Below are 13,006 nucleotides of genomic sequence, written 5' to 3'. Positions count from 1 at the left end.
ACCACAAAAGCCCGCTTCCACAGGTACCGTGCAAGCCTTCCAGGCTCATGAGTTTCCAAGGATACGACCATGTCCCAAGACCGTCGCTACAGCTTCGAGTTCTTCCCTACGAAGACCGACGCTGGGCATGAAAAGCTGCTCGCCACTGCCCGTCAGTTGGCCACGTACAACCCCGATTTCTTCTCCTGCACCTATGGCGCTGGCGGTTCGACCCGTGATCGCACCATCAACACCGTGTTGCAGCTGGAAAGCGAAGTCAAAGTCCCTGCCGCACCGCATCTGTCTTGCGTAGGCGACAGCAAGGATGATCTGCGCAGCCTGCTGACTCAGTACAAGGCTGCCGGCATCACGCGTATCGTCGCCCTGCGCGGTGATTTGCCATCAGGCATGGGCATGGCCAGCGGTGAACTGCGCCACGCCAATGACCTGGTGGAATTCATTCGTGAAGAAACCGGCGATCATTTCCATATCGAAGTCGCCGCTTACCCGGAAATGCACCCGCAAGCGCGCAACTTCGAAGACGATCTCGCCAACTTCGTTCGCAAAGCAAATGCCGGCGCCGACAGCGCGATCACCCAGTACTTCTTCAACGCCGACAGCTACTTCTATTTCGTCGAGCGTGTACGGGCACTGGGCGTGAATATTCCGATCGTGCCGGGCATCATGCCGATCACCAACTACAGCAAGCTCGCGCGCTTCTCCGATGCCTGCGGTGCGGAAATTCCGCGCTGGATCCGCAAGCAGCTGGAAGCCTACGGCGATGACACCAAGAGCATTCAAGGTTTCGGTGAGCAAGTGATCACCGAAATGTGCGAACGCCTGCTGCAAGGTGGCGCGCCAGGGTTGCACTTCTACACCTTGAACCAGGCTGAACCGAGCCTGGCGGTGTGGAACAACCTGAAGTTGCCGCGTTAATACACAGCAAAGCAAGATCAAAAGATCGCAGCCTTCGGCAGCTCCTGCACGGTTTGTTTAACCCTGCAGGACCTGTCAAAGGCTGTGATTTTTTGCTTTTAACGCCCTGTTTTTGTGCGCCAATACACGGAGTTAGAGCTTCTGCGGCCAGTTTCTGGCTCTTTCCGGTTTCTCGTCGTAATCTCAAGCCATGCCTTTGATCTCACAGTTGCTGACAGTGATTTTATTCACGTGCCTGAGCTTTACCGCTCGGGCCGAGAAACTGCGCATTGTCACTGAACCCTGGGCGCCTTACGTGTACGAGGAGAACGGCAAAAAGCTGGGGCTGGACTACGAAACCACCGCCATTGTCTTCAAGCGTCTGGGCATTGAAGTGGAGTGGCAGTTCCTACCATGGAAGCGCTGCCTGTCGATGCTCGAGCAGGGTCAGGTCGACGGAGCGCTGGATATTTTCCACAGCGTCGAGCGCGATGCGACCCTGCTCTACCCCAGCGAACCCCTCTCGCAAGTGCAATTCGTGATGTTCTACGCCAACGCCCGCCCTCACCCGTTCAATACCCTGGATGGTTTACGCGGACTAAGCGTCGGTACCTCGCCGGGCTATCTCTACAGCACGGATTTCAGCGAGTCGACGTTGTTCACACGGGAGCCCGCGCCGAGCCACGAAGCCAACTTCGGCAAACTGGTACGAGGACGAATCGACCTGCTGATCACTGATCGCCGAGTCGGTCAGCACCTGATCGACGAGTTGAACCTCCGGGACGAGATCACCGAAAACCCGCTGATCATCAGCGAGCAAAGCCAGTATCTGGCGGTACGACGCAACGCGGGGATGGACTTACTGGTGCAACGCTTCGGCGCCGAACTCAAACGCTTCAAGCGGGAGCCCGCCTACGCGGAACTGAGTGCCAGATACGGTGCCGGACCTGCCGCCAATGCCAACGCCGCCAGCGTCACCCGTGCGAGCGGAAAAACCGTTGAGCAGCAGGAAAGCAGCGCGCAGTGATTGCTCTGTTATACTCCGGCCTTCCCGCCAGGCTCACGCCCGGACGCTCGGACTTGTTCAAGGCATCTCGACCCCGCTACAGCGCAGCTTTTCAGCCCGCGCGAGCGCTCCAGACGAGCTTTCAAGGCCCAGCAGGACCGGACGGGGTTGCGTTCTTCTTAAACGCGATTCGCGCCAGGCAAGACTCCCATTGGGCCAAGCCCTAACTAAAACAGGATTACTCATGTCCTTTGCTTCCCTCGGTCTCTCCGAGGCTTTAGTCCGCGCCATCGAGGCAGCGGGCTATACCGAGCCTACTCCGGTGCAACAGCGGGCTATTCCCGCCGTGTTGCAAGGTCGCGACCTGATGGTTGCGGCTCAGACAGGTACTGGTAAAACCGGTGGCTTCGCCCTTCCGATCCTGGAGCGGTTGTTCCCTAATGGTCATCCGGACAAGTCCCAGCGTCATGGCCCGCGCCAACCGCGCGTACTGGTCCTGACCCCTACCCGTGAACTCGCCGCTCAAGTACACGAAAGCTTCAAGATCTATGCCCGTGACCTGAAGTTCGTCAGCGCCTGCATCTTCGGTGGCGTCGGCATGAACCCACAGGTTCAGGCCATGTCCCGCGGTGTAGACGTGCTCGTCGCCTGCCCGGGCCGCCTGCTCGACCTCGCCGGCCAAGGCAGCGTCGATTTGTCCCACGTGGAAATCCTCGTGCTGGACGAAGCGGACCGCATGCTCGACATGGGCTTCGTCCATGACGTGAAGAAGGTCCTGGCTCGTCTGCCGAGCAAACGTCAGAACCTGCTGTTCTCGGCGACGTTCTCCAAGGACATCACCGACCTTGCCGGCAAGCTGCTGCATAACCCGGAACGGATCGAAGTCACGCCGCCGAACACCACGGTCGAGCGTATCGAGCAGCGCGTGTTCCGTTTGCCTGCCAACCACAAGCGTTCGTTGCTGGCTCACCTGATCACCGCTGGCGCCTGGGAACAGGTCCTGGTGTTCACCCGCACCAAGCACGGCGCCAACCGTCTGGCCGAGTACCTGGACAAGCACGGTCTTTCCGCCGTCGCGATCCACGGCAACAAGAGCCAGAATGCCCGTACCAAAGCACTCGCCGATTTCAAGGCCGGTGAAGTGCGCATCCTGGTTGCTACCGACATCGCCGCTCGCGGCCTCGACATCGACCAGTTGCCACACGTGGTCAACTTCGAGCTGCCGAACGTCGACGAAGATTACGTTCACCGCATCGGCCGTACTGGCCGTGCCGGTCGTTCGGGCGAGGCGATCTCTCTGGTTGCCCCGGACGAAGAAAAACTGCTGAAAAGCATCGAGCGCATGACCAAGCAGAAAATCGCCGACGGCGACCTGATGGGCTTTGATTCCAGCGCTGTGGAAGCTGAAAAACCCGAAGTTCGCGAGCGTCCGGATGTGCGTAACCCGCGCAACCCACGTGGCCCGCGCGGCGACGGTCCAAACGGCGGTGGCGGTGGTGGCGGTCGCAAGGACAAAGGCAAGGACAAGGGCGGCAAGGAAAAACCTGCCGCCACTGGCCGTGGCGATCGTCCGGCACGTGAACACAAACCACGTGAAGGCACCCCGGCTCGCGAGCAACAACGCCCGGCTCCACGCGCGGCCTCTGCTGATCGCGCACCGGACGAGTTCCTGGACGACGACATCGATAACTTCGGTAATCGTGTCGACTACGTTCCACAGGCCAAGCCAGCCCAGGGTCGCGGCCGTCGTCCAGGTGCTCCGGCACAGGGCACGACAGCAGGCGCAGGTGCTCCGCGCACCGGTGGCAAGCCGCAAGGTCGCCAAAGCGGTCCGCGCAGCAGCGATGGCGCCACCACCGGCACCCCGCCAGCCAAGCGCAGCGGCCCACGCAGCGGTGCTCCACGTGACGGTCAGGCCCGTCGCGAAGAAGGCCGCAACCGTCGTCCCGCTCGTGACGACCAACCGCGCTCTGAACCAGCTGTGCAGAACCCGCGCGGTCCAGCGCCGAAGATCATTCACAAGGAGTCGAAAACTGATCGTTTCCCGACACCTGAACAGCTTGATCAATTGCCAGGCCGTCCTCGCGGCGAGAAACCAGCGTTGCTGACCCGCAATCGCTGATTTGACGCTGCAATAAAAAATGCCCCGGATCGTAAGATCCGGGGCATTTTTTTGATGCTGGGAAAAGCTTTTGTAGGAGCTGGCGAAGCCTGCGATCTCTTGATCTTAAAAGATCGCAGCCTGCGGCAGCTCCTACAATCTCAGCATTACTTCGCTTTCACACCTTCAAACGAGATGTACAGCTCGACTGCATCGGACGCTGCGCCGAGGTCTTTCTGCTTGCCGAAGTCCGAACGCTTGATGCTGGTGGTGCCTTCGAAGCCGGCACGGTAGCCGCCCCATGGATCCTTGCCTTCACCCAGGAAAGTGGCCTTGACCACGATCGGCTTGGTGACGCCAAGAAGGGTCAGGTCGCCGGTCACGTCGGCAGTGTCTTTGCCAGCGGCGTTTTTGCCGGTGGATTTGACGCTGGTAGAAACAAACTTGGCTTTAGACCCGTCCAGGAAGTCTTTGCTGGCGATGTGCTTGTCACGCTCGGCATGGTTGGTGAATACGCTGGCGGTATTCACATTGAATTCGATCTTGCTGTCTTCAGGCTTGGCAGCATCGAAGCTGAACTTGCCATCGATATCCTTGAAGGTACCGGTGATGTAGCTGTAACCCAGGTGGCTGATCTTGAAGTCAACGAAGGCGTGCTGGCCTTCTTTGTCGACAGTGTAGTCAGCCGCCATCACGTTAGCGGACAGCAGAGCAGAACCAATTGCCAGAGCGGCGAGAGTCTTTTTCAACATGCTTTCTATTCCTTTGGAGTCGAGGTTGAACTTCAAGCTTTGCGGCCCAGCATTCGCGTCAGGGTCGCATCACGGTCGATAAAGTGGTGTTTCAATGCTGCCAACGCATGGAGGCCGGAAAAAATTACCAGCGCCCATGCCAGGTAGAAGTGAATGACACCGGCGGTATCCGCCTGGTCCGGTAGCCCGGAAATCAGTGCAGGCACTTCGAACAAGCCAAACACCGGAATACCGACACCGTCTGCGGTGGAAATCAGGTAACCGGCAATCATCACAGCGAACAAGGCAAGGTAGAGGAACGAATGCCCGAGCTTGGCGCCAAGGCGCGTCGTTCGGCTATAGCTTTCCAATGTCGGTGGCGGCGGGCTGATAAAACGCCACACCACCCGCACCAGCATCACGGCAAACAACACCAGGCCTATGCTTTTGTGCAGGTCCGGCGCGTCTTTGCGCCAGGTGCTGTAGTAGTCGAGACCGACCATCCACAAGCCCAACGCGAACAATCCAAAGACTGCCAGCGCCACACCCCAGTGCATGAAGACGCTGACCCAACCGTAGCGCGAGGAAGAATTACGTAGTTGCATTGCCCAAATCCCGTGAGAACTGCGACCAAGACTATCGAGTTATCTATCGAATTAAAGCGGAAAATTTCGCTTTGAAATATCGAGAAATACGATGAAGAGTCTGAAATAGCTTAGTTAAGGAAAGATTAAAGGCCAAAGTGTGGCGGGATGTTTGGTGGCGAGCAGGGAAATGTATGTCGACAGCAGGGCCGGATACCAATGGCAAACGTCCCCTGTAGGAGTGAGCCTGCTCGCGATAGCCATCTATCAGGCAAAAAAAAGCGCGGCCCTTAAGCCGCGCTTTTTTTCACTCCAAAACCTTACTGCGCTTTGGTATCTGTCGCTGCCGGAGTCGTCGCAGCGGGTTTGGCTGCTGGCTTCTTCGCCGGTTCAGCCTTCTTCACCGGAGCCTTTTTAGCCTCGGTTTTTGCCACCGGCTTCTTCACCGGTGCCTTCGCAGGCGCCTTTTTAACAGGCTCGGCTTTTACCGGTGCCGCAGGCTTCGGTGCTTCGATCGGCGCAGGTGCCGGGGTCGGCGCAGGCGTTGGAGCCACTGGAGCGACCGGCGCTGGAGCCTTGGCCGGCTCCGGCTTTTTATCATCATCCGAGCCGCCAAACAGGTTGGTGAAGAAGTTACCCTTCTTCGCTGCCACTGCACCTGCCGCTACAGCGGCCGCTGCCGGGACAACCTTCGCCGGTTCAAACGATTTGCCAGCGGCCAGGTCTTCAACCTGACTCGCCGCGCGCTGACCGGTGCGCAATGCGCCTTCCAGCGTGCCCGGGTACAAGGTGTCGGTGTGTTCGCCAGCGAACGCTACGCGCTGCAACGGACGCTCCCACAGGCGCCAGTACTTGCTGATCTGCCCTGGGCCGAAGGCCAGGTAAGCACCGCCCATCGACGGGTCGGTGCTGTAGCGGCGGATTTCATAACCGGTGAACGAACCACGGGCCTGTGGATAAAACGCGTGCAGACGGATCAGCACCTGATCGACCATCTGCTTGTCGCCGAAAGCCTGCATCACGCGGGCGTTATCGCCGGACAGGTTGATCACTACATTGGCGCCACCCTTCAGCGCTGGCTCAATCCACAGCATGCCCAGACCGGTATTGCTGTAGATCTCGCCGGACATGCGCGCCTTGGGTTCCCACACCGGCGTCTTGAATTTCAGCATGATCTGGTCGCGCCAGCCGTAGTTGGTGCCCTTGATCGCGCCCATGTGCTGGGCATCCAGCGACGGGATCATCGAAATCTTGGCCAGTGCGCGCAAGGGCACCGCCACGATCACGTAGTCCGCCTGATAGCCAACGCTGCCGACCTTGACGGTCACGCCGTCCTTGTCCTGGGTAATGGACGAGACCGGGGAACTGGTCTTGATCGTTTTCAGTTGTTTGACGAACGCCTGAGCCAGCACCGGGCTACCGCCGAGCAGGCGCGACGCACGCAGGTCACGGTCAGACACCCCCAGGTAAACGCGGCTCTGCTGTGCGAAGTACAGCAGCGACAGACGCGAAGGTTCGTCATAACGGGTGCGAATTTGCTGGTTGATCAACTGACGGGCCGTGGCAGGCAGCGTCAGACGGTCGAGCCAGTTGGATACGTTGATCTGATCCAGCGCGTGCAGCGTGTTGTTCGCGGCAGGGTTCTGTGGATCTTCGATCGAGCGCGCCAGATCATCCACGGTTTTTTCGTAGCGCTTGAGCGCTTGGGCAGTGGTCGGATCCTTGGTCGCCAGATCAGCGGCGGAGTAATACACGCCGTCGATCAGATAGCTCGGCGTACGCACGAATTCCGGCGCTGGCGTGGTGCTCAGCTTGAAGTTCGACACGTACTTGTTCAACACCGGCTGAGTCTTGTCGTTACCGATCCACTCGCTGGTGGCCATGCCGGAACGCCCGCCCAGGCTCGGCTTGGCTTCCAGAAGGGTCACTTGCCAACCCTTGTTTTGCAGTTCGTAAGCAGCCGTCAGGCCCGACAGGCCCCCGCCGATCACGATCGCCGTTTTATCCTTGGCCAGCGCAGACACGCTGAACAGCCCCAACATCACCAGCGCACAGGCGCGCAGCCAACCAGCAGACATTCAGAGAACTCCGGAAATACACAAGGAAACAGTTTTTTCGAGTCAGACGACTCAAGGAACGGCGAAGAATACGTCAGCCATCAAATGGCCGCCAGCGACGTCTATCGCCCTATACAAAGTAGCTCAATTGACACAATGGGTTGTTCCGATGCCGCGCATTGCATAGGCTTGCGCGATTGTATTTCCGCGCATGTCGCAGGAAGCCTCGAGGAGACTGAACATGGGCCTGAATAATCAGTGGATGCAGCGCGATCTCGCCGTGTTGTGGCATCCCTGCACCCAGATGAAAGACCACGAACAACTGCCGCTGATCCCGATCAAGCGCGGTGAAGGCGTGTGGCTTGAAGACTTCGAAGGTAAACGCTACCTCGACGCCGTCAGTTCCTGGTGGGTCAATGTGTTCGGCCATGCCAACCCACGGATCAATCAACGCATCAAGGATCAGGTCGATCAGCTGGAGCACGTGATCCTCGCCGGTTTCAGCCACCAGCCAGTGATCGAGTTGTCCGAGCGCCTGGTGAAGATGACGCCGGAAGGCCTGACCCGATGCTTCTACGCCGATAACGGTTCGTCCTGCATCGAAGTTGCGCTGAAGATGAGCTTTCACTACTGGCTCAATCGCGGCCAGCCGAACAAAAAGCGCTTCGTCACCCTGACCAACAGCTACCACGGCGAAACCATGGCGGCGATGTCGGTGGGCGACGTGCCGCTGTTCACGGAAACCTACAAGGCGTTGTTGCTCGATACCATCAAGGTGCCAAGCCCCGATTGCTACCTGCGCCCGGAAGGCATGAGCTGGGAAGAGCATTCGCGCAACATGTTTGCCGTTATGGAACAGACCCTCGCGGACAACCACGACACCGTCGCTGCCGTGATCGTCGAGCCGTTGATCCAGGGCGCTGGCGGCATGCGCATGTACCACCCGGTGTACCTCAAGCTGCTGCGGGAAGCCTGCGACCGTTATGGCGTGCACCTGATCCACGACGAAATCGCCGTCGGCTTTGGCCGCACCGGCTCCATGTTCGCGTGTGAACAGGCCGGCATCCGTCCGGATTTCCTGTGCCTGTCCAAAGCCCTGACCGGTGGCTACCTGCCACTAGCCGCGTGCGTGACCACCGAAGACGTCTACAGCGCTTTCTACGACGACTACCCGACGCTGCGCGCATTCCTGCACTCCCACAGCTACACCGGCAATCCCCTGGCATGCGCCGCGGCATTGGCGACGCTGGATATTTTCGAAGAAGACAACGTCATCGAAAACAACAAGGCGCTGGCGCAGCGCATGGCTTCCTCCACCGCGCACCTGGTCGATCACCCCAATGTCTCGGAAGTGCGCCAGACCGGCATGGTGCTGGCCATCGAGATGGTCAAGGACAAGGCCACCAAGGAAGCTTATCCATGGCAGGAACGCCGCGGCTTGAAGGTGTTCCAGCATGCACTGGAGCGTGGCGCCCTGTTGCGTCCGTTGGGCAGCGTGGTGTATTTCCTGCCGCCGTATGTCATTACGCCAGAGCAGATCGACTTCCTGGCCGAAGTGGCCAGCGAAGGCATCGATATCGCAACGCGTGACAGCGTCAGCGTGTCGGTGCCGAAAGACTTTCATCCGGGTTTCCGTGATCCGGGCTAAAGCTTGACGCAGTTCCCCTGTTGTTAGGGGTTTATCTGTGGCGAGGGGATTTATCCCCGTTGGACTGCGCAGCAGTCCCATTTGGGGGCCGCTTCGCAGCCCAACGGGGATAAATCCCCTCGCCACAAAAGCCAGCCACATTTGCGACTCGTTGCAACTTACAGATTCAGTAGAGACCCAGCATGAGACTGTCCCGCTTCTTTATCGACGCCCCCCTGAGCATCGGCGAGCACGAATTGCCCGAGGCCCAGGCGCACTACATCAGCCGTGTGCTGCGCATGACCGAAGGCGATGCGTTGCAGCTGTTCGACGGCTCGGGCGACGAGTTTCGCGCTCGGCTGGTCGACGTCGGCAAGAAGCGCGTCGTGGTGCAGATCGATGAAAGCTTCCCTGGTCAGGTCGAGTCGCCGCTGCAGATCCATCTCGGCCAGGGTCTGTCCCGTGGCGAGCGGATGGACTGGGCGATTCAGAAAGCCACCGAACTGGGCGTGACCGAAATCACCCCAATCTTCAGCGACCGCTGTGAAGTCCGATTAAAAGATGAACGCGCCGACAAACGCTTGATGCACTGGCGCCAGGTAGCGATCAGCGCCTGCGAGCAATGTGGGCGTTCGCGGGTGCCGGTGATCCATCCCCCGCTACTGCTGGCCGATTGGTTGAAGCAGACGCAAGCCGAGCTGAAACTGGTGCTGCACCCGGTGGCCGAGCCGCTGGTCAGTCATGCCAAGCCTGCGACGCTGGCGTTCCTGATTGGCCCAGAAGGCGGGTTGTCGGATGCCGAGGTTGAACAGGCCAAGGGCGCCGATTTCCATGCTGCCCGACTAGGTCCACGCGTGCTGCGAACCGAGACCGCGCCGGTTGTGGCGCTGGCGGTGGCGCAGCAGCTGTGGGGTGATTTCTAGATCAAAAGATCGCAGCCTGCGGCAGCTCCCACCTGGGAACGCATTACACCTGTAGGAGCTGCCGCAGGCTGCGATCTTTTGATCTTCCCTTCAAAGGACATAAAAAAATATCGCCACAAAATGCAGCAAACTCCCGGCGATCACGAACAGATGCCAGATCCCGTGGGCATGGCGCAGGCGATGATCGAGGGCAAAAAAGACAATGCCCACGGTGTACAGAATCCCCCCCGCTGCCAACCAGGCAAACCCGACGCCACCCAGCGCCGCCATCAGCGGCTTGACCGCCACCAGCACAATCCAGCCCATCACCGCATAAATCACGATCGACAGAACGCGCGCTTCGGATCGCGGCTTGATCTCTTGCAGGATGCCGATCAGCGCCAGCCCCCAGACAATCCCGAACAACGTCCAGCCCCATGGCCCGCGCAGGGTCACCAGGCAGAACGGCGTGTAGCTGCCGGCAATCAAAAGATAGATCGAAAAGTGATCAACCTTCTGCATGATCGCTTTCTTGCGCCCGCGCACGCTGTGGTAAACCGTCGAGGCGCTGTACAGCACCAGCAACGTAAACCCGTAGATCGCCACACTGACAATCTTCCACGGACTGCCGTCCAGGCTGGCAATGACCAGCATCCACACCACACCGACAAATGCCGCAACCGCCCCGACCAGATGCGTCCAGGCGTTCAATTTTTCCCCGTGATACATGTATTGCACACCTCTTAATTCGTCACAGCATTGAGCAAGGCTCAGGCCTTGAGGCTAAAAGCGCAATGTTTCAAAAAACAAATCCCTCGTATGCGTGCACAATCGAGCCATTCGAATAAGAGTCCCCATCATGCTGATCGACGAAGAGTTGACCCTGAAAAAACTCGAGGTGTTCCTGGCCTTCATGCGTACCGGCAACCTGGCGCGAGCCGCTGCCGAGTTGCAGACCAGTAACGTCAGCGTGCACCGCGCCATCCATTCCCTTGAAAGCGCCCTGCGTTGCCCGTTGTTCAAGCACGAAGGCCGCAATCTCACGCCACTTGAGAGCGCTTATGTGCTGGAAGAGCGGGCGCAGAAACTCATTCAGGACGTCGTGGAAAGCGTGCGCCTCACCCGCGAGGCCGCCGGTTTCTCTGCCGAGCGTTTCAAGCTGGGCTCACTGTATTCGCTGACGGTGAAGACCGTGCCCCAGCTGATCATGGGCCTGAAAATTCGCCGCAGCGAACTCAACATCGATCTGATTCTGGGCTCCAATTTCGACTTGCTGTACAAGCTCAAGAACATGGAAGTCGACGCGATTCTGGTGTCCCTGGACGACAGCATCAACGACCCGGACTGCGAGCACATTCCGCTGTTTTCCGACGATATCTTCCTGGCCACGCCGGCCGATTCGAAGTTTGCCAACAGGACTGAAGTCGACCTTGCCGAAGTGCGAGATGAAACCTTCATCACCCTGACCCAAGGCTTCGCCACCCATCAGGACGGCAAGCGGGTTTTCGAGCAGGCGGGGTTCGAGCCGAAGGTGGCGATGCAGGTCAACGACATCTTTACCCTGCTGAGCATGGTCAGCTCCGGGGTGGGTTATGCGTTGCTGCCAGGGCGAATTGCGGCGGTGTATGAGAACCGGGTGAAGCTGATTCCACTGCAGGAAAAGTACCGGCTGCAGCAGCACATTGGCGTGGTGTTCCTGAAGGCCAAGGAGCGCGATCCGAATTTGCTGGCGTTGCTGGCGGAGTGTCGGATGTATGCCAATCGGCAGGGTTGAAAACGGGTTGACCCCAATCGCCAGCAGGCTGGCTCCCACAGTGGGAATGCATACCCTGTGGGAGTGCATCCCCCTTTCCCCCTGTGGGAGCTAGCCTGCTGGCGATGGCGTCAATCCTGGCAACTCAGACCCTGCAGTCAGCCCACAATCCCGCGGACAATGAAGTACAACAACGAAGGCCCCAGCAAACACCCAAGCCCGGTATGAAAAGTCGCGGTCAATGCGCCGTAAGGTACCAACCGACGATCCGTCGCCGCCAGCCCCGCGGTCACACCGCTGACAGTGCCGGCCAAGCCACCGAATACCATTGCCGAGCGCGGGTTATCCAGCCCCATCCAGCGCGCCGCCATCGGCGTGCCGACCATCACCAGAATCGCCTTGATCAACCCGGTGGCAATCGACAGCGCCACCACATCCGAACTCGCCCCGATCGCCGCACCAGTCACCGGCCCGACGATGTAGGTCACCGCTCCCGCGCCGATGGTGGTCATGCTCACGGCATCCCGATAACCGAACGCCCAGGCAATGCTCGCGCCGACAACGAACGGCAGGATCGTGCCCAGCAACAACGCAATCACACCAATCAGCCCGGCTTTTTTCGCCTCGGTCGCCTGCACTTCAAACGCCGTGGCAACAATGGCGAAGTCACGCAGCATCGCGCCGCCCATCAAACCGATACCGGAAAACAATGTCAGGTCCGCCAGGCCTTTTTGCCCACCGGTCATGGTGCCGCCTACCCAGGCCAACACCAGACCGATGACGATGGCAATCGCCGAACCGTGAATCCGTCCGAACGTCAGTCGTTTGGACAAGATCACCGACACCCACATGATCACACCGACAAAAGCGAACGCAGTGACCAGACCGTTATGCTCAAGGCCTTTTTCAATGAGATCCCACATATCAGCGTCCTCCTACAGGTGTACTGACCGGGGTAATTTCCGCCGGCTCATCGGGCAAGGGTTCTCCCTTGTGGGTCCGGCTGATCAAGGCAATGGTGCAGCCGCAAAGCACCACCGAACCGATCGCCGCCAGCACCGCCACCGGACCGCCATGCAGCGCGGTAACAACGTTCTGTTGCGCGGCCATCGCGACCACCACGGGAATGTACATGGCGCCCCAGAAGCCGACGCCCATCTCGCAATCCTTGGTCATGCCACCGCGTTTTTGCATCCACAACCGGGCGCAGATCAACAGGATCATCGCGATCCCCACGCCGCCCACGTTGGACTTCACGCCCAGTAACACGCCAAGCATGTCACCCATGATCACGCCTGCCAGCGTACAAATCGCCAACAGCGCCACACCGTAGATAATCATTGTTGTAGTC

The 13,006-nt window shown here is 59.2% G+C and carries 12 protein-coding genes; 6 read left to right on the top strand and 6 right to left on the bottom strand.

What is annotated here, in order from left to right:
* The first annotated feature begins 69 nt into the window (after positions 1-69).
* From metF to rhlE2, 3 genes are all read left to right on the top strand, one after another.
* Positions 70-915 (top strand): methylenetetrahydrofolate reductase [NAD(P)H], encoded by an 846-nt coding sequence (metF, locus tag AC3ZVB_RS04275; RefSeq protein ID WP_162441070.1) that lies wholly within the window; start codon positions 70-72, stop codon positions 913-915.
* 190 nt (positions 916-1,105) lie between these two features.
* Positions 1,106-1,921 (top strand): substrate-binding periplasmic protein, encoded by an 816-nt coding sequence (locus AC3ZVB_RS04270; RefSeq protein ID WP_490145843.1) that lies wholly within the window; start codon positions 1,106-1,108, stop codon positions 1,919-1,921.
* A gap of 223 nt (positions 1,922-2,144) precedes the next feature.
* Positions 2,145-4,022, top strand: a complete 1,878-nt coding sequence (gene rhlE2, locus AC3ZVB_RS04265; RefSeq protein ID WP_194691050.1) for an RNA helicase RhlE2 — start codon at positions 2,145-2,147, stop codon at positions 4,020-4,022.
* Positions 4,023-4,168: 146 nt separating this feature from the next.
* Here rhlE2 and AC3ZVB_RS04260 read toward each other — a convergent pair whose 3' ends face one another.
* The 3 genes from AC3ZVB_RS04260 to AC3ZVB_RS04250 all read right to left on the bottom strand — a co-directional run bounded on the left by AC3ZVB_RS04260 (position 4,169) and on the right by AC3ZVB_RS04250 (position 7,394).
* Positions 4,169-4,753, bottom strand: coding sequence for a YceI family protein (locus AC3ZVB_RS04260; RefSeq protein WP_162440877.1), 585 nt, complete (start codon positions 4,751-4,753; stop codon positions 4,169-4,171).
* A 32-nt stretch (positions 4,754-4,785) separates the two neighbouring features.
* Positions 4,786-5,337: a cytochrome b gene (locus tag AC3ZVB_RS04255; RefSeq protein ID WP_194691049.1), complete on the bottom strand. Its 552-nt coding sequence runs from the start codon at positions 5,335-5,337 to the stop codon at positions 4,786-4,788.
* A gap of 299 nt (positions 5,338-5,636) precedes the next feature.
* Positions 5,637-7,394, bottom strand: coding sequence for a flavin monoamine oxidase family protein (locus tag AC3ZVB_RS04250; protein ID WP_490145842.1), 1,758 nt, complete (start codon positions 7,392-7,394; stop codon positions 5,637-5,639).
* 220 nt (positions 7,395-7,614) lie between these two features.
* On the opposite strand from AC3ZVB_RS04250, the gene AC3ZVB_RS04245 reads away from it, so the two are divergent.
* The gene (locus AC3ZVB_RS04245) at positions 7,615-9,021 is read left to right on the top strand and encodes an adenosylmethionine--8-amino-7-oxononanoate transaminase (protein ID WP_490145841.1); all 1,407 of its coding nucleotides are present in this window, start codon (positions 7,615-7,617) and stop codon (positions 9,019-9,021) included.
* Between the two features lie 182 nt (positions 9,022-9,203).
* Complete coding sequence (locus tag AC3ZVB_RS04240) at positions 9,204-9,923, top strand: 16S rRNA (uracil(1498)-N(3))-methyltransferase (protein WP_490145840.1); 720 nt, start codon at positions 9,204-9,206, stop codon at positions 9,921-9,923.
* 90 nt (positions 9,924-10,013) lie between these two features.
* Here the strand turns inward: AC3ZVB_RS04240 and trhA are convergent, their stop codons facing one another.
* Complete coding sequence (gene trhA, locus AC3ZVB_RS04235; protein WP_162440882.1) at positions 10,014-10,631, bottom strand: PAQR family membrane homeostasis protein TrhA; 618 nt, start codon at positions 10,629-10,631, stop codon at positions 10,014-10,016.
* A 130-nt stretch (positions 10,632-10,761) separates the two neighbouring features.
* On the opposite strand from trhA, the gene AC3ZVB_RS04230 reads away from it, so the two are divergent.
* Positions 10,762-11,676, top strand: a complete 915-nt coding sequence (locus AC3ZVB_RS04230; protein WP_490145839.1) for a LysR family transcriptional regulator — start codon at positions 10,762-10,764, stop codon at positions 11,674-11,676.
* A 137-nt stretch (positions 11,677-11,813) separates the two neighbouring features.
* Here the strand turns inward: AC3ZVB_RS04230 and madM are convergent, their stop codons facing one another.
* Both madM and madL read right to left on the bottom strand, forming a co-directional pair.
* Positions 11,814-12,578, bottom strand: a complete 765-nt coding sequence (gene madM, locus AC3ZVB_RS04225; RefSeq protein WP_490145838.1) for a malonate transporter subunit MadM — start codon at positions 12,576-12,578, stop codon at positions 11,814-11,816.
* 1 nt (position 12,579) lies between these two features.
* Entirely contained in the window at positions 12,580-12,996 is a 417-nt protein-coding gene (madL, locus tag AC3ZVB_RS04220) for a malonate transporter subunit MadL (RefSeq protein WP_490145837.1), read from the bottom strand.
* Positions 12,997-13,006: the final 10 nt, after the last annotated feature.

It is taken from the genome of Pseudomonas sp. MDV22-iso1 (assembly GCF_058145095.1).
Note: the sequence above shows the minus strand (reverse complement) of the source record. Positions and strands in the feature narration are given on the sequence as shown.